The sequence below is a fragment of the Acinetobacter pseudolwoffii genome, assembly GCF_002803605.1.
GTDB lineage: Bacteria > Pseudomonadota > Gammaproteobacteria > Pseudomonadales > Moraxellaceae > Acinetobacter > Acinetobacter pseudolwoffii.
The window spans coordinates 419706-443665 of sequence record NZ_PHRG01000001.1; the positions used below are offsets into that span (position 1 = coordinate 419706).

The following is a 23960-nucleotide window of genomic DNA, read 5'->3' on the forward strand; positions in this document are numbered from 1 at the left end:
AAAAAAATCCAGCACTGAGTGCTGGATTTTTTGCTTCGAAAGCAAGTGAGCGAATTAGATTTTACCCACTAAGTCAATTGAAGGAGCAAGAGTCGCTTCGCCTTCTTTCCATTTCGCAGGACATACTTCACCTGGGTGAGCGTGTACATATTGCGCTGCTTTCACTTTGCGAAGCAGTTCAGCTGCATCACGACCAATACCACCGGCATTGATTTCAACGATCTGGATTTTACCTTCTGGATCGATCACGAAAGTACCACGATCTGCCAGACCTTCAGCTTCAATCAATACTTCAAAGTTTTTCGCCAAAGTCCAGGTTGGGTCGCCGATCATTGGGTACTGGATTTTACCAATTACGTCAGAGGTATCGTGCCAAGCTTTATGGGTGAAGTGCGTATCGGTTGATACACCATAAATTTCTACGCCCATTTTCTGGAATTCAGCATATTGATCAGCAAGATCGCCTAATTCAGTTGGACAAACAAAAGTAAAGTCAGCAGGATAGAAGAATACAACCGACCATTTACCTTTCATGTCCTGCTCGGACACTTCCACAAATTGACCCTTGTGGTAAGCAGTGGCGTTGAATGGTTTGATTTCAGTATTGATTAAACTCATGAGACCTTTCCTCGTATATTGGTGAGATTGTTCATTCGATGAAGATAGAATACGAAAATTTCTTAAATAGGTAAAACCGTAAGTTTTTATAAAAATAATCGCTTTTTTAGATTTAAGATTTCTATGAGGATTACTGATCTGATTGATTTGCTCAATATGGAGCCTAGAATTTGGAACATAAGCCGAGCAGTTGAAATATAATTTTTTGCAACTTAGATTAGCAATGATAAAGCTCTGAGCTCTATCAAAACTAAACAAAGCAAATTCAAGATATAAAAAAACCCACCGGATTCAGGTGGGTCTTGGATGAAGATTTACCGTTTTGATAAGTTAAAACGGAAGATCATCATCTAAATCAGCTGCAGGCGCTGCTGTTGGTGCAGGTGCAGATTTCGGCGCAAAACCACTCGGGTTATTGTTGCCATAACCGCCACCCTGATTGTTGTTGAAACCGCCTTGCTGCGGCGCTGAACCATAACCCGACTGCGGATTATTGCCATAACCGCCACTTTGGTTGTTACTCGCCTGATTATTGTTATTAAAACGTGGCTGGTTAAAACTGTTGTCGCCCTGTTCGCCTTGTGAACGATTCGAGTCCAGCATCTGCATTTGATCACCACGGATTTCCGTTGTATAGCGCTCCTGACCATTTTGATCAGTCCACTGACGGGTACGTAATGAACCTTCAATATATACTTTAGAACCTTTACGCAGGTATTGCTGCGCAATTTCGCCTAAACGGTTATGCAACACGATACGGTGCCATTCCGTTTGTTCTTTACGTTCACCGGTACTTTTATCTGTCCACGAATCGCTAGTGGCGATCGAAAATTGAGTGAGAGAACCACCATTTGCAAAAGTTTTGGTTTCCGGATCTTTACCCAAAGTACCCACTAAGATGACTTTATTTACACCACGCATTTGCTGTTTACTTCCTATATATTTCTGTATTTTACTTTATAAGAGTTATGCTTAAATGGCTACCTCTTTACCTAACAAGTGCGTTAATTGTTGTCGCGAAGCATCATCAATCTGCTGTTTATCGACTTTTATATAGGCAACTTGCTGTTCAGCCATCACCACGACTTCTTCAATACCACGAATCGCCAAAAGCTGAGAAGTCCATTCGTCAGTTTGTCTGCTTTCCGGCAAACGCAGCACCAGTGATGAAAGATAGCGTGGCTGAGCTAGCCCGAAACTCATCAGCAGCCAAACAATCGCAATCCCGGTCAGGATACTCCAGCCCATCGAGGTATTATTGAGCAGCAACAATTGACCACCGATCATCCCACCAAAGAAGGCACCCAAAAACTGGCTGCTGGCATTCACGCCCATTGCCGTCGCTTTAGACTGGATCGGTGCAGCTTTAGACAGCCAGGAAGGCAATAAGGCCTCCATCACGTTAAAGGCAATAAAGAACAGGCCCAGGCCAATGAGCAAGATATATTTGGATTCAAAACCAAAGACCATCACCATTAAACCCAGAATAATACCGCTAATCGCCACCAGAAAAATCGCGCGCATTTTGTGGTATTTTTCTGCCAGAATGATACTCGGAAAAGCAAAGAACAGACTTAGCACCAACAGGGGTAAATAGACCAAACCATGACTAGAAAGTGGCAGATCTGCAAACTCGATCAGCTGCGAAGGCACATAAATAAACATGGCTGTGAGCAATAAATGCAGGGTAAACACAGATACATGCAGACGATTCAGATCGCCAATCTGGAGCACCTGTTTCAGTTGGGTCAGATAACCCTGTTGAAAGTTTTTATGATGGCGCGTGACTTTAGGCACCATAAACAGCATGGCAATGGCAGCCAATCCCATCACCGTGGTGACCCAGAACAATCCCGAAATGCCAACCAGACCTGTCAGCCAAGGCCCGAGACTAAATGCCACCACAAAAGACAGACCAATACTCATGCCCATGATTGCCATGGCTTTCATGCGGTTTTCTTCACGCGTGACATCGGCCAGCAAGGCCATGACGACAGCGGATACTGCGCCACCACCAGCAATGGCACGACCGATAATCACGCCATAAATGCTGTCAGACATGGCTGCAATCGCACCACCCAAGGCAAACAGCAGCAGTCCTAAAACAATCAAAGGCTTACGGCTATAGCGGTCTGCAATCAGGCTAAATGGTATCTGTAATAAGGCCTGAGTCAAACCATAGACCCCGACCGCCAAACCGATCAGTGCAGGCGTTGCATATTGATATGCCTGCCCTGCCACAGAAAACACCGGGATAATCATAAACAACCCCAACATGCGCAGTGCAAAAATACTGCTCAGGGCAAAGGTTGAACGACGTTCTAAAGCATTCATCATAAATTATGGCGATTGGGTTAATTAATCTGGAGCCCAGATTATAGGACATTCAGCTCATGAAGAAGACATGAATTTTATTTGAAATAAAGATGATGCTGATCTAAAAATAAAAAAAGCGCAGCCGGAGCTACGCTTTTTATACTGCCATTTCAGTCAAATGGACTTATTGCCCCAGAGCTGCCTGACGTTTTTTGTACTGAATGGATGCGATAACCGCCCAGACAATAAATGCCACACCGATCAAACCGGTCACCACTTCAGGAACATGTAAACCTGTACCGCTGGCAATCATAATAAATGCCAGTGCACCAATCGCGTAGTGCGCACCATGCTCCAGGTAGATATAAGCATCTAAAGTGCCTTTTTCGACCAGATAAATCGTAATCGAACGGACAAAGATCGCACCAATGGCCAGACCGAGCATGATCACGACAACATCTGAAGTAATCGCAAAGGCACCAATCACGCCGTCAAAACTGAAAGAGGCATCGAGGACTTCCAGATACAGGAAACCACCAATACCCGCTTTGACGACACCTGTTGGAACGCCATTGCTGTCATGACCAACGGCATTACCATGTTCATCAATTTCTGGCTCGCCACCAAGTAAATGGCTCAAGACCTGAACACCAATATAAATCACGATGCCCCAGATTCCTGCCATGGTCACCACCAGACGCTTCGCTTCGTCGACATTGGCTGCCATAATCAGCAAAGCCACCAATGCCACGAATACCGACAAAGCCGGGACGCTGGCTAAATTTGCCAAACGGCGTTCAATCAGACGGAACCAGTGGGTGTCTTTTTCATTATCTAAGAAGAAGTTTAAGAACACCATTAACAAGAATGCGCCACCAAATGCCGCAATTTCCGGATGATGTTCCATTAAACGTGCGGAATATTCTTTCGGATCATTCAATGCCAGTTGAATCACTTCAACAAAGCCCATGTCTGCCGTTACCGCCACAATCACGATCGGGAAAATCAGACGCATACCGAAAACAGCAATCAAAATCCCCACGGTCAGGAACAGCATTTTCCAGAAATGATCCCAATGACGTAGTACCGAGGCATTGACCACAGCATTATCAAACGATAACGACACTTCCATAACAGCAAGAATGGCTGTAATGGTCAGTACCGTAAACATGGTCTTTAAGCCTGCTTCAGGCCCGTGGGTATAGCCCCAATATGCAGACAAACCAAGACACACGATCGTAAATACAATTGAGAAACCAAAATGTTTCAACATACACAACGACCTTGGATAAATTAAATAAATATATTGCGACCAGAGGACAGCAATATGAATGGAAAAAAGTTGGGATAATTATGAAACTTTTAGCGCATAAACCAAAGCACTTCCTGAGCTGTTTTAGCTTATTTTCTGTTTCTAAAATCTGCCGTTCTTTTCAACAGCCCGATCTTTGCTATAGTGCTGCATGGTTTAACTTGAACTGCGAAGGATTTCCGCATGAGTTTTTCACAAGAGCTATGGCAACGTAATCTAGGGCTTTATCAGAAAACCCTGGCTCTGCCCTTTAATCAGCAACTGGCACAAGGCACATTAAGCCGTGAGGCCTTTAGTCATTATGTGATTCAGGATGCACATTATTTATTGGCCTATGGCCGTGCACTGGCAGTCTGTGCCGCCAAAGCATTTGAGGCAGATGATGTAATTCAGTTTGCTGAAGCCGCCAAAATTGCGATTGTGGTGGAGCGTAGCCTGCATAACGGTTTTATGCAGGATTTTGGCATTAGCAAAGACCAGTTCGAAACTACTCCTCTGACGCTGGCTTGCCATCATTATACCTCTTATCTCACTTCGACTGCCTGGTCAGAAAGCTACCCGGTGGTGCTGGCCTCGTTACTGCCATGTTTCTGGATTTATGCAGAAGTCGGCAAAGATATAGTCGATAATTCTGCACCGAATAATCCTTATCAGGCCTGGGTGGATACCTATTCAGGCGAAGAATTCCACACGGCTGTGCGTAATGTAATTGCGACCATTGACCGTGTTGCGGCGCGCGTTGATGCCGATACACTGGAAAAAATGCACCAAGCTTATACGCATGCGGCCCGTCTGGAATGGTTATTCTGGGACAGCGCCTTTGAGCAACGCCAGTGGCCTGGCCTAGACCAATAAGATGCACAAAAGAAGCCTTGTTTAAGACCGCAATGCCAGTCAGTTAAGAAATTGACTGGCATTTTCTTTTTTAAATTTATAATCATATTTGATAGCTGGAAAAGTCACCCACTGGGCAAAACCAAAGTAACAACTGATTTACAGGTTTTTTAATTTAAAACCTTAAGACTCCGTCGTGGATGACTAAAAAATTAAAGAGTCTATTTCTAAACGCCTTAACTGATCAGTATTACTGTTGAAGATTGGGCTTCTTTATCTTATCGATTAAAATCGGATCTATTGTCATCAATTGATCATAAAAACGGCTTAGTCTGGGAAAAGAACAACAAAACTGCTGAGTGGCGAGTAAGCTAAACCTAGCTATTCGCCACACATTGCCGCACAATAAATGAGAATAATTATCATTTAATAGTTTAGTCCCAGAAAGAGGCATCAGATATGGACACTTTAGGTACCGAGGCGATTCGGGCATTTTTTACGGTGCAATGTTGCTGGTTGAATAATGAAGAAATTTATCTGGAACAGGGCTGTCTGGATTGTGGTTCAGCAGCAACTTACCTGATTTACCATACCAACACGCATATCCAGAAACATCTGCTGAAATTTATTGAAAAGTACCGCTGTCATCAGGCCCGTCGTAATGATTTGCTCGACCTGGATTTTTTCGAACAAGACTATGAGGGCTTTTTGCAAATTCTGGAAAATGAAGTTAATTTCTATGCACGTCTGCATCATGATATACCACGTGACACCTGCTTTGAGGATGTTGAATCGATCTTTGAACGCCGCTATGCAGCAGCTTGTTAAGAACTTCCCTCACGTCTAGTCATTCTGAACAGTGAAGCGATCTACTGTGATATTTCTCGGTATTGTGATGAATTGACCAATCACCGACATAACTTGACGTTTAAAATACTTTTATTTGCACTTGAACATTTTTCATCCGGTATCATATAAGGGTTTTTGATGAATATTCTAGGATCCTTGCATGAGCCAAAGCCACATCCGTATTCGAGGCGCACGTACCCATAACCTGAAAAATGTGAACCTTGATATACCACGCGACAAGTTTGTGGTGATTACGGGACTGTCTGGTTCAGGTAAGTCCTCGCTTGCCTTTGATACCTTATATGCCGAAGGTCAACGCAGATATGTGGAATCGCTGTCTGCCTATGCACGCCAGTTCCTTTCACAAATGGAAAAACCGGAAGTCGATTCGATTGAAGGTCTCAGTCCAGCCATCGCGATTGAACAGAAATCGACCAGCCATAACCCGCGTTCTACCGTGGGTACCATTACCGAAATTTATGACTACTTACGTCTGCTGTATGCACGTGTCGGTACGCCCTTCTGTCCAGAACATGACCTGCCGATGGTGGCACAAACCGTCACGGAAATGGTCGATGCAGTCAAAGTGCTGGAAGAAGGCACAGCCTTGATGCTGCTTGCCCCGGTGGTGCGTGAGCGTAAAGGTGAATATACCGCCTTATTTGAGCAGTTACAGAGTCAAGGTTTTGTCCGTGCCCGCGTCGATGGCGAGATTATGGAAATTGATCCGCCACCAGAACTGGACAAAAAGAAAAAACATACCATTGAAGTCGTGGTCGACCGCTTTAAAGTCCGTGATGATCTGGGCAACCGTATTGCAGAAAGTTTTGAAACTGCACTGCGCCTCGGTGGCGATATTGCGATTTTATCCTGGATGAAGGATGAACATGATGATCGGGTATTTTCTGCCAAGCATTCCTGCCCGGAATGTGACCGCGCTGTCGCAGAACTGGAACCGCGTTTATTCTCGTTCAATAACCCTTTTGGTGCCTGTCCGGTCTGTGATGGTCTCGGCACCCGCAGTCATTTTAGTGCCGATAAACTGATTCCCAATCCTGAAGTCAGTGTCAGTCAGGGTGCGATTCGTGGCTGGGACCGTCAGCGTCCTTATTATTACGGCATGATCCAGAAAGTCGCCGAGCATTTTGGTTTTTCTTTAGAAACGCCGTGGAATGAACTGGATGCCGACACCAAGAAAAAATTCCTGTACGGCACCGGCAAAGAAAAAATTGATCTAAGTTATATCGATGAACGTGGCCGTCGCCATAATCGGGTCATTCCCTTTGAAGGAATTTTGCCGCATCTGGAACGCCGTTATCGTGAAACCGAAAGTAATTATGTGCGTGATGATCTGGCACAGTATCTGTCCAATGCCGCCTGCGATGCCTGTGATGGTTCACGCCTGAATGAAATTTCACGCAATGTGAAAATTCTGGACAAGACCATTGCCGACATTACCCGCATGTCGATTGGCGATGCTGAAAGCTATTATCAAGGCATTCATCTGGAAGGTGCACGGGGTGAAATTGCCGACAAGATTTTCAAGGAAATCCGTGAACGTCTGCACTTTCTGGTTTCGGTCGGCCTGAACTATCTCAGCCTGTCGCGTTCTGCCGAAACGTTATCTGGTGGTGAAGCACAGCGTATCCGTCTGGCCTCACAGATCGGTGCCGGTTTGATGGGCGTCATGTATGTGCTGGATGAGCCATCAATTGGTTTGCATCAGCGTGATAACGACCGTCTGTTACAGACCCTGATCCGTCTGCGTGATCTGGGCAATACCGTCTTGGTAGTCGAGCATGATGAAGATGCGATTCGTGCCGCCGATCATATTATTGATATCGGTCCGGGTGCCGGTGTGCATGGCGGGCATGTAATTGCCGAAGGAACGTATGATGAAATTCTGGCTAATCCTGACTCGCTGACCGGACAATATTTGTCTGGCAAGTTAAAAATTGAAGTCCCGAAAAAACGGATTCAACCGCCTAAGCCTGAACAACAAATCAAGCTGATGGGTGCATCTGGGCATAACCTGAAAAAAGTCGATCTGACCATTCCTTTGGGCATTATGACTTGTGTTACCGGGGTATCGGGTTCGGGTAAATCGACCTTGATTAACCGGACATTGTTACCTTTGGCGGCGACCCAACTGAATGGTGCAACCACTTTAACATCGGAAAAGTTTGAATCGATTGATGGCTTGCAGTTCCTCGACAAAGTCGTCGATATTGACCAGAGTCCGATTGGACGAACCCCACGTTCCAATCCGGCCACTTATACCGGTTTATTTACCCCGATTCGTGAACTGTTTTCACAAACTCCGGAAGCCAAAGCACGTGGTTATGCCGCGGGTCGTTTCTCGTTTAACGTGAAAGGTGGTCGCTGTGAAGCCTGTGAAGGCGACGGCATGATCAAGGTGGCGATGCATTTCCTGCCGGATATGTATGTGCCTTGCGATGCCTGTCATGGCAAACGTTATAACCGTGAAACGCTGGAAGTGAACTATAAGGGCAAGAATATTTCCGATGTGTTGCAGATGACCGTTGAGGATGCCATGCATTTCTTCGATGCCATTCCCGTCATTCACCGTCGTCTGGAAACATTGCATCAGGTAGGTTTGGGTTATATCCGTCTGGGTCAGTCTGCGACCACGCTTTCCGGTGGTGAAGCGCAGCGTGTCAAACTGGCACGTGAACTGGCCAAACGCGATACTGGTCAAACCCTATATATTCTGGATGAACCGACCACGGGTCTGCATTTCCATGATATTGCCAAGCTGCTGGACATCCTGCATCAGCTACGTGATAAGGGTAATACCATTGTGGTGATTGAGCATAATCTGGACGTGATTAAAACCGCCGATTGGGTCGTGGACTTAGGCCCTGAAGGTGGTTCGGGAGGCGGTATGATTGTTGCTGAGGGAACGCCTGAACAGGTGGTAAAAGTCAAAGCGTCACATACGGGTAAGTTTTTGAATGCGTTGTTGAAATAAGCTATCCAAGATTTATCAGCCCTTCTTTTATCAAGGAGGGCTTTTTATTTTTCATGATCCTATTGAACGATATTTCTTCAGCCAATTGTGCCAATATTTGATCATCTACCTTTTTAGCATCATGAGATGAGATATAACCTTCATAGGCATCAAAATACTTATCTATTGAAGAATGAATTGGCTGCCAGTTTTCATGCGTCTTTTTAGTCTGATGCATTGGAAATAATTTGGCATGAACATGGTCAACTTAAGGCTAAAGATCATCCAAATTAAATCACATGACTGGCAACATGGATGTTGCCCGTTTGACTGTGCTAAAGGGACTTAGCATCAGTCGAACAAATGCATTTGGCTACTTTTGTGCAGTCAAAAGTAGAGAAGGAATCTTTTAGACTAAACCTCAGCCACCACATTCCGTCCCTTCGCTTTGGCTTTAAACAAAGCATCATCGGCATTTGACAACAAAGCCATCCAGGAAACAGCCCCAATCGCCACCCCGATACTGACCGAAATCTGGATCTCATCTCCTAGCGCAGTCAGAATATAGCGCTCAGCCACTTCAGCCCGGATTTTATCTGCAACGATCAGTGCCTGATCCATCTCAATATTTTCAATCAGTACCAGAAATTCATCGCCACCATAGCGCACCAGCAAATCCGTCGCCCGAACATTGGCCTTTAAACGTTCGGCCACCAGTTGAATCACCTGATCACCCACAATATGCCCATACCGATCATTCACCTGTTTAAAATGATCAATATCGATAATCATCAAACAGGTTTGGCTCAGTTGGCCCGGCTGATTTTCCAGAAAACGGATATATTCTTCTAGCGCGAAACGGTTGGATAATCCGGTCAAAGAATCGGAATGGGCAATATTCTTTAAACGGAACTCTAGCGCATCACGTTCTTGCAACATCTGTTGCAATTTCTGAATGGCAGCGAATAAAGAATCAGAATGATTCACTTCACGCAGCCGCATATCAATTTTCTGACGACCCGAGTTTTTAGACAAACTCAACAACATGCGGCGTGCCTGAATTAGCGGCAGAAAAACCTGTTTACGTGCAAAAATCATGGTTGAAATCGCGGTCAGCAATGAAATCAGCGATACCAACACGCTCCAGATCAAACGCTGCATATTGCTGTTCATCTCTTGAATAGCGGCATCTCTGCTATATTGCAGCAGGTAAGTTTGCAGGTCTACCACAGTCGCAAATTTATCTACGATCGCTTCAGTCAGCTCTGTTCCGCTCAAACGGTAGTCACGTTGCTCCAGACTGTCACTGATCAGCTCACTCACAATCGGTAAGCCTTGCTGAATAAACTCGGTTTCTACCCGCCGATGTAAACGGATGAATTCCTCAGTCTTATCTTGAACAGGTTGAATGGTATCAATCAAGGCCCACAAATAACGCACCTGATGTTGGGTCTGTAAAGAGCGGGTAATATTTTCAGTGGGAAGCGGAGCTTCAAAAGTCACATGTGCCATGATAGACGAGGCCACACGACCGGCCTGATCACGTAAATCTGATAAAAATAGAATCTGGCTAATATAGTTATTCAGAGGGGTCGATGAGCTATCTGAAGCCACCGCCACGTCACGCAAAAGTTCACGGCAACTTTCCCAGGCAGCAAACATCGCCAGAATCGCCTGATCAAGTTCCTGAGCACTGCGCAGCTGACGCGGCATCTGGGTATAAGCATCAACCTGTGCACGCCCTTTTTTCAAACTATTCTCAAGCTGTGAAAGTTGCTGACTCAGGTTGTTAAAACCGACCTCCGTCAAGACATCAGCCGTCTGGGAGAGCTGCCGATCCACCTGTTGACGGTAGCTGATTAACTCTTGCTGATGCTGGGCAAATTCCTGCACCGAACTGGACATGGCCTTATTGGCAGGCGCACGCTCACGCGAAATTTTATTTGCCAGGTCAGCGACCTGCTGCAATGCATTCAATTGTTGATAGGTTTGTCTGGATTTTAAATAACTTTGACTGCTACTCACAATTAAGGGAATACAGATACAAAGTAAACATAAAATAATAATCGACATCGACCAGTACAAACGTTTACTGATCCACTCAGAGCGTAAGGTATTCATGCTGTTGTATTACGCCCCAATATGACAAGCAAAGCTAAATAGATTGATTATTATACAAATAAAATGAAATACTCTTAAAGTAGGTAATTCAACTTAGTTAATGTTTTTTCTATATTTTTTTGATTTTAATTTTTAAAAGCGCTACTTTTTAAATTCAGGCTAAAGTTTTATGGGTTTTATCCTACAAAAAATACAACACAAATACAGGACTTTTAAGCATTAAAAAAAATATCAAAACTTGCTTTCCGCACTATTTACACATGCAACAATTGGGTGCATAATGCACCGCATTAGGGCGAGTTAAATTATTCCTCAGCAGATATTTTAGTTTACCCGCAAATTTTGGCGAAAAAACCCCAGTTTTCTATGAAAACTGGGGTTTTTTTTAGTGCTTATATTTTTAGGTCATCTATTAATGAATTAATATGCACCATTTTAGTGCTTTATTTTTACTATTTTTATTGCTGAAGTTCATTGCTACAGAACAGTTTCTATCTTAGAAGATGAATAGAAAGTAAATAAAAAATGCGGATAAAAAAAAGCCCAACCTTGGGGAAAGCTGGGCCAATAAAAAAATTGTGGAGAATCACGTTAAATCATAATGAAACATGAACTTTAACCTGATACTGATATTATGTAAAAATCTATTAACAATGTAAAGCCGATTGGCCTAGTCGAGATTAAAAAGCATCACATTTTGGTTCAAAAAAGAGACACCTATTACAATTCTAGAGGAATTCTGCATTAAATTTGTACAATTTATAATAAAGCGTGATGAATTATATAATTCATCTTATATTTTTTGACATATTTATGAATTTATCCTTAAAACATAAATTGAATTTTACGATAAAAAATCAATAATCAATTTAATTAATGAATAATAATATCCACACATTTTCTTCTTAATCTTTGACGTAGTGTTCTATTTTTAAGCTCTAGCTTTTTGTTATAAAACAAATTTTACATAAAATTCAATTTCAAGCTAAATAGATGAATATTACACAAAACTAATACATTATTTTAAGACGAAAAAATACTAAATTCAAAGCGGATTGACTTAATAAATTGTTACAATACAATACGTTCTATGTTGTACATCTTTTGTAACAAAATGGTAAATATCATGAAAAAACTAGGTTTAGCCACTGCTGTATTATTAGCGATGACCGGTGCTCAAGCATATCAATTCGAAGTTCAAGGTCAGTCAGAGTACATCGATAACACTGCAAATGACAAAGACTTCACTGGTGCTGTTCAAGGTACTTATTACTTCAAAGATGTAGATGCGTCTAAAGGTCCTTTAGCTGAAGCTGCTTTCCTAAACCAAGCGTCTAATGTTGCTCTAGCGTATAGCTATGGCGAAAATGGTCAAGAAGAAGCTGGACGTTCACGTACTGTAAATCATACTTACGGCGTGAAAGGTGAAACTTATATCCCAACTAAAGTTGTGCCTGTTTATGCAAGCGCTTCTTATAGCCATACAATTGCTGATAATAAAGCTGGTGACGTAGACGGCAATGGTGACCGTTATGCATTAGAACTAGGTGCATTACTAATCCCTAACTTCTTGGTTGCTGTTGGTTATACCAGCGTTGCTGACCAGACTTCTTATGACGCTTTCAACATCGTTTCTAATGGCGTTGCTAAAGCTGCTCTTGAATCTGCAACAATTAATGAAGACCAAGACGCAATCACTGCACGTACTAAATACGTAGGCGCGATTGACGGTACAAACATGTCAATTGGTTTTGAATCTGGTTTAGTTTATGGTGAAGACACTGCCTACAACCTAGGTACTACGCTTTTCCTTAACCCACAGTTAAGCGTTGGTGCATCTTATATGGAATCTAGCTATGCTGGTTCTCCAGACAAAGCTTGGGGTGCGAACGTTAACTACTTCATCACTCCTGCTGTTGCAGTTGGTGCATCTTATGTAAATGCTAATGCTGAAGGCGAAGCACTTGATACACAAACTGTTGGCGTAAATGCTAAATTCCGTTTCTAATTTTTAATTAGATGCTGAATAGAAAAAAGGACGCTTGATGCGTCCTTTTTTATTATTGCTTGATTTTCAGATTTAGATACGCTTATTCCGGTGTACGTACCAGACTTAAGAAGTGCAAATGACGTTCATATTGGTCAATGATGTCCTGTAATAGATCTTCTTGCGTCCATTCCATCACATCATAGCCCTGCCCGCCTTCTCTTAAAAAGACTTCTGCCTGATAGGAATCTACGCCCGCATTCTCCAGTTCAGACATAAAGCTTGGACTTAAAGTCTGGGTGGCATTGACCTGATAGATAAAATTAATTTCATCCTGATGATCAACACGGAGCTGTATACCGTCTTCTAGCGGGCTAATCGCCACGTGTAATCGGCGCCGTTTCAATTCACTTTGAAAGCTGAGAAATGCCTTATTCACTGTATTGTGAATATACTGCTGCACCTCTTCCTGAGTGTGCGGATAATGCATAATCAGGCCTAATCGCTGTTGCCAGCTGCGTGGATTCTGGATTGCACGCGGGGTGATCCGTGCAGCTTGCAGCGCATGCATTTTGGTGACATCCAGATGTAAGGCTTTGATTAATCCCCAGCACATCAGCAGCATAATGAATGTAAATGGCAAAGCACTCATGATCGTGGCCGATTGCAAAGCCTCTAAGCCTCCTGCCAGTAAAAGGATGATAGCCAGTAAAGCCATGAGTACGGTCCAGAACAGACGCTGCCAGGTCGGTGAATTTTCACTTTTTGCTGTCAGATAATCAGTCACCAATGCTCCTGAATCGGCAGAAGTCACAAAGAACAGCATCACCAGTAAAGTCGCAATGATACTGGTCACTGAGCTGAAAGGCAGATTAGCTAAAAATTCGAATAGAGCCACAGAGGAATCACGTTGAACTGCTTCTAGCAAGCTGGTATTGGCTTCATGCATAATGCTATACAGCGCAGCATTGCCCATAAAGCCCATCCAGATCAGGGTAAATCCAGTCGGGATCAGCAATACACCCACGATAAATTCACGAATACTGCGCCCTTCCGAGACCCGGGCAATAAACATCCCGACAAATGGCGACCAGGAAATCCACCAGGCCCAGTACATGATGGTCCAGCCCCCAATCCAGCCACTTGGCTGATAGGCATACAGATTAAAGGTCATACTGAACAGATTTGAAACATACTGGCCGGCATTCTGAATAGTCGTCTGTAACAGATAAATACTCGGACCTGCCACAAAAACAAAAATCAGCAACAGCAGTGCAAGTACCAAATTTAGTTCAGATAAACGTTTAATTCCTTTGTCTAATCCAAAAAATACGGAAGTCGCTGCCATGGCACTCACGACAATGATCAAAATGACCTGAGTACTGGGTGCCTGTTCAATGCCAAACAAATAGTTCAAACCTGAATTGATTTGGGTCACCCCGAAACCAAGCGTGGTGGCCACACCAAATACCGTACCAATGGTGGCAAAGGTATCGACGCCATCTCCAATTGGGCCATAGATCTTTTGACCAATCAGCGGATACAAGGCCGAACGGATTTTTAAAGGCAATTGATGCCGGTAAGCAAAATAAGCCAGCGACAAACCGACGAGCGTATAAATAGCCCAGGCATGCAGGCCCCAGTGGAAAAAGGTGACCCGCATAGATTGTTGTGCAGCCAGTACAGTTTCCGGTTCACCGGCAGGTGGTGTGACATAATGCATCACCGGTTCGGCCACACCAAAGAACATCAGGCCAATCCCCATCCCTGCGGTGAATAACATCGCGAACCAGGAGGCACTGCTATATTTCGGTTGGCTATGGTCGGGCCCCAGTTTGATTTTGCCCATATCGGACAGGGCAATATAAACCAGAAGGATGAGAAATATCGCCACCGACAATACATAGAACCAGCTAAAGGAGGTGGTAATCCACTGGTTCAGTTGCTGGGTGAAAACTGAAAAAGTATCTGGTGCAAAGACGACTAAAGCTAAGAAAATCGCAATAATCGTGACGGTACTAATAAAAACATTTGGATTGATATTGGCAAACCAAGATGGTTTTGTGGAAGGCATACATCCCCCATTTTTAATAAATTGAATTGCCGTGAGGCTTACATCATTATTGACAAGTACAAACGATCTCGCAGAATTTACTGCTGTAATAGATACGTTTGATTTTCAACATTTTAAAATGTAAAGACGAATAAAGCAGTGAAGTTACTGTAACCCGATCATTCCAAGGGTTGTCTCTTACTCATCCGGACTTCTATGTTGATTTTCTGCACTATTTTGTTTAGGCAGATGGGAAATATAATGTAAGGCAATCAGGCGAGAAACAATCAGGGCCAAATACATCACCCCGACAAACATCTGGATAATTGCCAGCATCCGTGCCAGCGGACTGACCGGCATCACATCCGACAAGCCCGTGGCGGACTGGACACTAAAGCTGAGAAAGATCAAATCCAACCAAGGCTGATGGGCTTGCAAGTCAGGATCTGAAAAGCTATAAGGCACCCATAACTGGCAGACACTATAAAGAAAAGCAAAGCCCCAGGCCAGTAAGGTAAATACCGCTCCAGCTGCAAAGAGTTCATCTTTGGTAAGATAGCGGTCATGAAACATATAACGCAACAGGCCATAAGCAGCACTAAAATATGCACTGGCTTCAAACAGATTCGCCGTCACATAGACCCAGGTATAGCGCAGGCCCAAAACAATCAGTGAAGAAAATAGAATTGCCCCGGCTACAAAGCTAAGTCCTAAAATGGTAAACATCGGCGTCTGGCGAATGACCTTGGCAATGACCAGTAACACCAGGACACCGAGCATCCAGGTGACTGCTCGATAGGGCAGGTTTTCATAACTCAACATGGACAAGATCAAAATCAGCAATTGCAAACAAAGCAGCCATGCTGAGGGCAGATGGGTAAAGCTGTGCCAAAACTGCTGCAAAGATTGCTTCATACTGCCCTTCTTGTTTGTCTAGTCATGCACGCATATATTGTTATTTTATCAGGCTTAACATAGCATGATTAAAGCAGTATATAGCTGTACGATTTGTATGCAAAGATTGAAAAAATCAAAGCAAAATCTAGCGCACCCAAATTCAGTACGGCGCTTGCTCTAAAAAATTTGGAGCATAAGGGCATAAAAAAAAGTCCCTTACGGGACTTTTTTTTATAGGATATCAAATCTTAGTGATCTGATGCTCCTGAGATACCGATACCGGTTTGTGAACGTACAAACTGAGCATCAAAGGCTTTGCGTTCTGCTTGAGCCTGTGCTGAATTATCTGTCACAGAGAACAACCAGCAGCACAAGAATGACAATGGCATCGCGAAGATTGCAGGACCATTGAACGGGTTCACTGGCGTATCAGAAATACCCAAAGTATCGACCCATACTGCTTTAGACAGCACAATCAAGGTTACTGCGGTTACCAGACCGGCAACACCGCCAATCACTGCACCGCGTGTCGTCAAACCTTTCCAGAACATAGACAATACTAGTACCGGGAAGTTGGCACATGCCGCAACCGAGAATGCCAGACCGACCATGAAGGCTACGTTTTGTTTCTCGAACAGAATCCCGAGAATCATCGCGAAGATCGCAAGACCTAAAGTCGCAATTTTAGACATACGTAGTTCAGATTCAGGCGTGGTTTGGCCTTTCTTCAAGACGTTGGCATACAAGTCATGCGAAATTGCTGAAGCACCTGACAGGGTCAAACCAGCAACGACTGCAAGAATCGTGGCAAATGCAACTGCAGAAATGAAGCCCATGAACAGGTCACCGCCCACTGCATCAGACAGGTGCACCGCCGCCATGTTATTACCACCGACCAGCTCCAGCTTGCCAGTCACTGCCATTTTCGCAACATCAAGGAATTGCGGGTTGTTCGATACATACAGAATCGCACCGAAACCAATGATGAAGGTGAGCAGGTAGAAATAACCAATAAAGCCTGTAGCAACCACGACTGATTTACGCGCTTCTTTGGCATCTTTTACCGTGAAGAAACGCATCAGGATATGTGGCAGACCTGCTGTACCAAACATCAATGCCAGACCTAAAGAAATCGCATCAATCGGATTAGACGCCAGACTACCCGGCCCCATGATCTTGGTGGCATCTGTCAGGCTTAAATCATGTACTTTTGAGTAGACACCAATTGCCTGTTCAAACATGTTGGTAAAGCTGAAGCCCACGCCTTTCATGACCATGAATGCCATAAAGGTCGCACCAGACAGCAACATTACTGCCTTGATGATCTGTACCCAAGTGGTTGCCAACATACCACCGAAGATGACATAAGCCATCATCAACAAGCCAACAATCACGACTGCAATGTTATAGTTCAGACCGAATAGAAGTTTGATCAGCTGACCTGCACCCACCATCTGTGCAATCAGGTAGAACGCCACCACAACCAGTGAACTTAAAGCAGCCAAGGTACGTACCGGTTTTTCCTGCAAGCGGAAAGATACTACGTCTGACAGGTTGTATTTACCCAGGTTACGCAGACGTTCTGCCACCAGGAACAATACGATCGGCCAACCCACCATAAAGCCCAGTGAGTAAAGCAAGCCATCAAACCCAGACAGGAATACCATCGCGGAAATACCCAGGAATGATGCTGCTGACATATAGTCACCGGCAATGGCTAGGCCATTCTGAAAACCGGAAATACCGCCACCGGCCGTATAGAAGTCTTTGGTACTGGTGGTTTGTTTGGCTGCCCATTTGGTAATAAGCAATGTTGCCCCAACAAAAATCAGGAACATGATAATCGCAGGCCAGTTGGTTGCCTGCTGTTCTGCTGCACCCAGATCAGGTCCAGCCAGGGCCAGACCTGAGGTCATTGTGGTTGCAGCAAGGGCGATAAGAGAATTCCATTTCATCTTAATGTGGTCCTTTTTCATGAGCAATTGCTTCTACTTCACGTATGGCTTCTGCCGTCAGTTGGTCGAGAGTGTTATTTGCAATATAGGAATACACGCCACACAAAATGAATGACAAGACAATGATGCTCAGACCCAGCGGTATCCCCCAAGTCGTTACACCACCTGAAAGCGAAGACAATAAAAACTCTTTGTTGTAGCCGACCAGCAACATGAAACCCACATAGACAAATAGCATAATGCTGGTTAAGGTCCAGCTCAGCATACTTTTCTTGCGGACCATTTCTTTGAATTTTGGATTTTGTAGAATTCGATCTACTTGTGCCTCATCCATAGTTACACTCCTGTAGCCCAACCATGGGCTGACTATTTTTAATTCGAATTATCACTATTACAACTTAACAAGAATCCTATGTTCTTGTAATTTAGACTTTGGTCGTTAAAAAATGACCAATTTAAACTGCAGCGTTCATGATGCGCTATCATAGCGGCATGCTCAGCACACATCAGGCTATATGAACAGTTGGCTCATCATAGGGGTACTTGCCCTCTATATCGCATTGCTCTTTATCTGCGCTTTTTACGGGGAAAAACATGCCAGCCGGCTGAGTACCCGTGGGCGCATGCTATTGTTTAGTTTAACTTTAGGGGTGTACTGTTCATCCTGGACCTTTTATGGCGCTACCGGCGCTGCAGTACGGGAAGGCATTATTTTCCTGCCGATCTATCTTGGCCCGCTGTTATTCGTTGCCGTCGGTTATGATATCTGGCGCCGATTAGGACGGGTACGACAGCATCATGCGATTTCCTCAATCGCGGACTTTGTCGCGGCGCGCTATGGTAAAAGTGGCCCGCTGGCATCGCTGGTCACCATTCTGGCAGTGGTCGCGATTGTGCCTTATCTGGCTTTACAGCTACGCGCCATTGCCCTGAGTGCCGCAGTCATTCTGGAACCATCTGCCGGAATTGCCAACACCACCAATGGGGTGCTGTTTTTGACCGGTGTACTGGCCATTCTGGCGATGATCTTTGGCACCCGGCAGATTGCCAATACTGAACAGCATGGCGGTCTGATGTTGGCCGTGGCCTTTGAATCCTTTGTCAAGCTCTTTGCCCTGCTGGCAGTCGCCTGTTTCTTTATGTTTGAAGCACCAGGAAATATGGCACAGATCAGCACAGATATCAGTACCACCTTCCGTGATGTCCAGCTGTTTGGGGTTCCGCAAAGTTTCTGGGTTCAGACCTTGCTGGCAGCCCTGGCAGTTATCTGCCTGCCACGCCAGTTCCATGTGGCAGTGGTGGAGCTGCGTGATGAAAAACATATTCGCGGTGCACGGCGCTGGTTTGCGGTTTATCTGATTCTGACCACGCTGGCGATTATTCCGATTGCCAGCTGGGCATTGCATGCGGCGCCGCAATATCTGGCAATTCCAGATGTGGCGGTCCTGTCCTTACCCCTCAGCTATAATCAGGACTGGCTCACTTTATTGGCATTCTTGGGCGGCTTTTCCGCATCTACCGGGATGCTGCTGGTGTCTTCTGTGGCACTTTCCATCATGCTCAGTAATGATCTGATTATGCCAGCGCTATGGCGTTTGAAACTGATTTCCCGACATGATAAACGCTTGCCGCTGGTACTGAAATTTACCCGCCGGATCTGTATTCTGGGCGTGATGTTAATGGGCTTCCTGTTCTTCAACTTCTTTAATGATATTGATCAGCTTTCTGTGTTTGGCCTGTTGGCCTTTAGTGCCGTAGCACAATTCGCCCCTGCCCTGATCGGTGGCCTGTACTGGCGCGGTGGTAGTAAGCAGGGCGTATATGCGGGTCTGTTGACCGGTTTTGCCTTGTGGTCCTATACCCTGCTGTTTCCCACCATTCTGCGCAGCCTGCCAGAAGCCTATCACCGCTTTAGCCAAAATCTGCTCACTAACGGCCCTTTTGGCTGGAACTGGTTACGTCCTGAAGCGCTGATCGGTTTCGAATCGTTTGATCCGCTGACGCATGGGGTGGTCTGGGCACTGGGCCTGAATACAATCCTATATATTTGGGTCTCGCGGATTTTCCGTCCGAGTATTGCCGAACAGATTCAGGCTGAAAGTTTCTTCTATTATGAAACCAAGCCACTGCCATCGCAGAGTCCCTCAACTGAAGTCAGTTATTCGCATCAGGATGTGGCCCGTTTAAAAGTTGGCGATCTGATTACCCTGGCCAAACGGATTACCGGTGAAGGACCGACCACACGCGCTTTTCAGCAATTTTGCACCCAAAACAGTGTCGAACTGAATGAAAACAGCAGCGCCAATGGCATGTGGTGGCGTTTTACCGAACAATATCTGGCCGGCACCATCGGGGCAGCTTCGGCCCGTACCCTGCTGACCACGGCCATGGTCAATAATGGTCTGGCCTTGGGTCAGGTCGCCAATATTCTCGATCAGGCCTCGCAATGGCAACGTTTTAACCAGAATCTGATCATGACCATGATTGATCACATGACCCAAGGGGTCAGCGTAGTCGATGAAAACATGTGTCTGGTGGCCTGGAACAATCAGTATTTAAAACTGTTCGATTATCCGACCGATATTGTCTATGTCGGCTGTCCAATCGCGGATCTGATCCGTTATAACGCCGAGCGTGGTGAATGTGGACCAGGTTCGGTCGAAGAACATGTCCGCAAGCGGATTCACTGGATGCAGGTCGGCAGTGCCCATGAATTTGAACGGATTCGTAAAGATGGCCGGGTCATTCAGATGCGTGGTAATCCGATCGAAGGGGGTGGTTTCGTTACCACTTTCGCCGATATTACTGCCTTCCGTGAAAATGAAGCCGTCTTGGAAGCCCGGGTTCAGGATCGTACTCAACAGCTGGCCGATGCCTTGTCCGAACAGCAACTGGCGCGTGAACAGGCCGACAAAGCCAATATGTCGAAAAGCCGCTTTATTGCCGCCGCCAGTCATGACCTGTTGCAGCCGATGCATGCGGCGCGTCTGTTCAGTACTGCCTTGGAACAAAGTGTACAAAATGACGAAGACCGCAAGACCTTGCAGCAACTGGATCGTGCCTTGCATGGCGCAGAAAGCATGCTGTCTGCGCTACTGGATATTGCCCGACTGGAAGGCGGTACCATTCAGCCGAAACGTCAGGCCTATCCGCTACATGACCTGCTCAGTGATCTGGAACTGCAGTTTAAATCCATTGCGGCACAACGTGGCATTCAATTCAGTGTGCATGATGCGCAGTTCTGGATTGATACCGATCCACAATGGATTCGCCGGATTATCCAGAACTTTGTCAGTAATGCGCTGCGTTATACCGCCAAAGGTAAAGTGATGGTCGGTGTCTTACGCTCCAGTACCAAACCGAATCATATCCGCATTGGCGTCTGGGATACCGGACCGGGGATTGCCGAAGAACAACGTATCAAGCTGTTTCAGGAGTTTGAACGTTGCGGCCATACCTCTCCATGGGGTGAACAGGGCCTTGGACTGGGTCTGGCCATCGTGCAACGCATGACCAGCATGCTGGACTATCCAGTGCATGTGTATTCGGCGCTGGGCAAAGGCTCCTGTTTTATGATTGAAGTGCCTGTCATTGCAGCACCCAAAGTCGTCGCTGCACCTGTTCAGGCCGTACCACTAAAAACCAAGGCGTTTAAAATCCTGTGTCTGGATAATGATGAAACCATTCTGGAAGGGATGGCGACCTTGTTGAGCAAATGGGGTTATCAAGTCTTTAAAGCCACCGAACCAGAGCAGGCATTGAGGCTGATTCAGCAGGAAAATATTCAGGTCTGGCTGGTCGATCAGCATCTCAATCAGAACAAGATCGGTTTAGACTTTATTCTGGAACAGCGCCGCAATGATGTTCCGGTGGCGCTGATTACTGCCGATTCCGATCCGGAATTGCCACAGCGCCTGAAAGAGCTGAATATTGTATTGCTGAAAAAACCACTGAAACCTGCATCCTTACGATCATGGTTATCCGGACTGAAAATTTCTGATTCCTAAGATTGTATTGCATTCATGAATGCCCATTTTAAAGCTTAAAATGGGCATTTTTTATACTCAACTGCCACAGAAAATCACCTAGCTTGCATAAAATTTATTCTAATGTGCTAAAAGCAGCAAATATGCCGAAAATACAGCCGAATAAATTGACCAAAATGTTCATTTTCTAATTCACCATGGCAAAAAATGACCAATCTGTACCTGTACAGCAGTACACTTATTTACAATTAATTATCTATTTGTTTTAACTCATAATTAAAGGGTAATTTTCCAGCACTATAACTTTAGTCGTATTTTTTATCAGCTATGCTTGGCTCTAAAAATAGAGGAATAAGAAACGATCAGTTTCCATCTCATACATGCCTTGATTGTTTGGGTAGCTGATCTTTCTGCATATCGGAGTTCTTCACATGAACATAGATCAAAACCATGGCCTGAATCAGGCCCAGCAGTTCCACCGTCAATATGGCGCCAATGCCTTATTGCCAAGCATTGACTGGGCACAGATCTTTAAATACAGCAAGCTGAATGATGCCCAGTATCAGGCGCTGGAAACGCTGTATCAGAGTGCAGTCCCTCTGGCACTGCAAGTCTTTGATGAATTACATTTTGATGTCTTTGAACCTTATGCTTACAAGCCGCAAGGACTGGGTCTGTTTGAACGGATTGCCGAGCAGGAAGACAAATTGCTTCAGTCTTTAGAAGCTGAAACAGCGGATCTGCCGGCGCAAACTCGTCATCAGATCTGGAGCATGTTGCTGCGTGGTGGTGCCGTCCTGGTGTTTAAGGCCTGGTTGGGTAAAGTCAAAAACGAAGACAACTGTCTGGATACCAGCCAGTTTGACGAGCTGTCTGATTTACTATTTATCAAAACCTGCCCGCATGAGCTGGCGCAGCGTTTACATGTCGATCCGAACACGCGCGATGATCACATCTTCCTGATGTATGACAATGAAGTCTATCTGGACCGTTTTAACAGTCTGGAAACGGCTGCACTCTTTGTCGATCTGGGCGTTTATGATGCGACTTTCCTGAGCCTGCGAGATGATCGCGTGGCAGAATATCTGAAATCCAAGGGTTATGTCACCGAAGATCAGATCGATGAATTGCAATGTGCTTTAAATCCGTTATTCTGCGATGATTTCACCCGCAAGCAGGATTATATTGCTTAATATGCATGCTTTTTCACTGAATTATTCAGATAAAAAAGACCTCCAGGGAGGTCTTTTTCAATGCGGATATACAGAACTTACATTTTTCGGTCTTCAATATTCAGTGCATTAATGGCCAATACCGCTTGTGTCCGGTTTTGTACGCCAAGCTTACGGAAAATTGCAGTCACATGCGCTTTAATGGTCGCTTCTGATACGTCCAGTTCATAAGCAATCTGCTTATTCAGCAAGCCTTCGGCCACCATCATCAATACCCGGAACTGTTGTGGGGTCAAAGACTGGATCCGTTCCGCCAAAGCCGTTTCATCGGCAGCACGCGGGTCAAAGTTCATGTTGGCTGGCAGATTTGGCGGCAACCAGATCTCGCCTTCCAGCACTTCGCGAATCGCTTCACCAATATGGCTTGGATGGGCAGATTTTGGAATATAGCCCATGGCACCATGCGCAATGGCACGCTGGATAATGCTGACTTCTTCATGTGCAGACACGACAATGATCGGCAGCGACGGATATTGCGCGCGGACGTGTACCAAGGCAGAAAAACCTGATGCGCCTGGCAAATTTAAATCCAGCAGCACAAGATCAGGCTCGGGGCCATTTTCTAGACGTTCATAAAATTCATTGACTGCCGCAGTTTCATGAATCTGGGCTTGTGGCAGACTATAACGTACAGCCTGAATCAAGGCATGACGAAATAGTGGATGATCATCAACGATTAAAATATTCATAGGCAACGTGAGAGAGATCTTGGCACGGTAGACCCTATTCTAACCACACAACCCGGTTAAGGATATGCAAGACTCTACAATTTTTAAAATAATATGCAGTTTTTCTTCAAAATCACCATTTTTCGCGGTATTTCAATAAT

At 45.1% G+C, this 23960-nt stretch carries 16 protein-coding genes; 6 read left to right on the forward strand and 10 right to left on the reverse strand.

Annotated elements, in window-relative coordinates:
* Positions 1-54 precede the first annotated feature (54 nt).
* The 4 genes from ahpC to CWI32_RS01990 all read right to left on the reverse strand — a co-directional run bounded on the left by ahpC (position 55) and on the right by CWI32_RS01990 (position 4207).
* Positions 55-618, reverse strand: a complete 564-nt coding sequence (ahpC, locus tag CWI32_RS01975) for an alkyl hydroperoxide reductase subunit C (protein ID WP_005095146.1) — start codon at positions 616-618, stop codon at positions 55-57.
* Between the two features lie 330 nt (positions 619-948).
* On the reverse strand, positions 949-1539 hold the full coding sequence (ssb, locus tag CWI32_RS01980) for a single-stranded DNA-binding protein (protein WP_005095120.1): 591 nt from the start codon (positions 1537-1539) through the stop codon (positions 949-951).
* Positions 1540-1590: 51 nt separating this feature from the next.
* Positions 1591-2955 carry an MFS transporter gene (locus tag CWI32_RS01985; RefSeq protein WP_100534512.1) on the reverse strand — a complete coding sequence of 455 codons (1365 nt, stop codon included), beginning with the start codon at positions 2953-2955 and terminating at the stop codon, positions 1591-1593.
* A 163-nt stretch (positions 2956-3118) separates the two neighbouring features.
* On the reverse strand, positions 3119-4207 hold the full coding sequence (locus tag CWI32_RS01990) for a DUF475 domain-containing protein (RefSeq protein ID WP_005173187.1): 1089 nt from the start codon (positions 4205-4207) through the stop codon (positions 3119-3121).
* Positions 4208-4429: 222 nt separating this feature from the next.
* Between CWI32_RS01990 and tenA the strand changes: the two genes are divergently transcribed.
* From tenA to uvrA, 3 genes are all read left to right on the forward strand, one after another.
* Positions 4430-5101, forward strand: coding sequence for a thiaminase II (gene tenA / locus CWI32_RS01995; protein WP_100534513.1), 672 nt, complete (start codon positions 4430-4432; stop codon positions 5099-5101).
* A gap of 438 nt (positions 5102-5539) precedes the next feature.
* On the forward strand, positions 5540-5908 hold the full coding sequence (locus tag CWI32_RS02000) for a hypothetical protein (RefSeq protein ID WP_005095110.1): 369 nt from the start codon (positions 5540-5542) through the stop codon (positions 5906-5908).
* Positions 5909-6089: 181 nt separating this feature from the next.
* Positions 6090-8921, forward strand: coding sequence for an excinuclease ABC subunit UvrA (uvrA, locus tag CWI32_RS02005; protein ID WP_100534514.1), 2832 nt, complete (start codon positions 6090-6092; stop codon positions 8919-8921).
* Between the two features lie 393 nt (positions 8922-9314).
* Here uvrA and CWI32_RS02015 read toward each other — a convergent pair whose 3' ends face one another.
* Positions 9315-11021 carry a GGDEF domain-containing protein gene (locus CWI32_RS02015; RefSeq protein ID WP_100534515.1) on the reverse strand — a complete coding sequence of 569 codons (1707 nt, stop codon included), beginning with the start codon at positions 11019-11021 and terminating at the stop codon, positions 9315-9317.
* A gap of 1114 nt (positions 11022-12135) precedes the next feature.
* Here CWI32_RS02015 and omp33-36 point away from each other — a divergent pair.
* Positions 12136-13029: a porin Omp33-36 gene (omp33-36, locus tag CWI32_RS02020; protein ID WP_257225538.1), complete on the forward strand. Its 894-nt coding sequence runs from the start codon at positions 12136-12138 to the stop codon at positions 13027-13029.
* Positions 13030-13111: 82 nt separating this feature from the next.
* On the opposite strand, the gene CWI32_RS02025 is transcribed toward omp33-36, so the two are convergent.
* The 4 genes from CWI32_RS02025 to CWI32_RS02040 form a co-directional block, all read right to left on the reverse strand.
* Positions 13112-15082, reverse strand: a complete 1971-nt coding sequence (locus tag CWI32_RS02025) for a glycine betaine transporter (RefSeq protein WP_100534517.1) — start codon at positions 15080-15082, stop codon at positions 13112-13114.
* A 177-nt stretch (positions 15083-15259) separates the two neighbouring features.
* Complete coding sequence (locus tag CWI32_RS02030) at positions 15260-15976, reverse strand: ion channel (RefSeq protein WP_100534518.1); 717 nt, start codon at positions 15974-15976, stop codon at positions 15260-15262.
* Positions 15977-16206: 230 nt separating this feature from the next.
* A complete protein-coding gene (locus CWI32_RS02035; protein ID WP_005095098.1) occupies positions 16207-17913 on the reverse strand; it encodes a cation acetate symporter in 1707 nt (568 codons plus the stop codon).
* Between the two features lies 1 nt (position 17914).
* Positions 17915-18247 carry a DUF485 domain-containing protein gene (locus CWI32_RS02040; RefSeq protein ID WP_100534519.1) on the reverse strand — a complete coding sequence of 111 codons (333 nt, stop codon included), beginning with the start codon at positions 18245-18247 and terminating at the stop codon, positions 17915-17917.
* A gap of 181 nt (positions 18248-18428) precedes the next feature.
* Here CWI32_RS02040 and CWI32_RS02045 point away from each other — a divergent pair, with 181 nt between their 5' ends.
* Together CWI32_RS02045 and CWI32_RS02050 are read left to right on the forward strand one after the other, a co-directional pair.
* Positions 18429-21920, forward strand: coding sequence for a hybrid sensor histidine kinase/response regulator (locus CWI32_RS02045; protein ID WP_100534520.1), 3492 nt, complete (start codon positions 18429-18431; stop codon positions 21918-21920).
* A 410-nt stretch (positions 21921-22330) separates the two neighbouring features.
* Complete coding sequence (locus CWI32_RS02050) at positions 22331-23092, forward strand: hypothetical protein (RefSeq protein ID WP_005095093.1); 762 nt, start codon at positions 22331-22333, stop codon at positions 23090-23092.
* Between the two features lie 77 nt (positions 23093-23169).
* Here the strand turns inward: CWI32_RS02050 and CWI32_RS02055 are convergent, their stop codons facing one another.
* Positions 23170-23820 (reverse strand): response regulator, encoded by a 651-nt coding sequence (locus CWI32_RS02055; RefSeq protein ID WP_004281370.1) that lies wholly within the window; start codon positions 23818-23820, stop codon positions 23170-23172.
* Positions 23821-23960 lie beyond the last annotated feature (140 nt).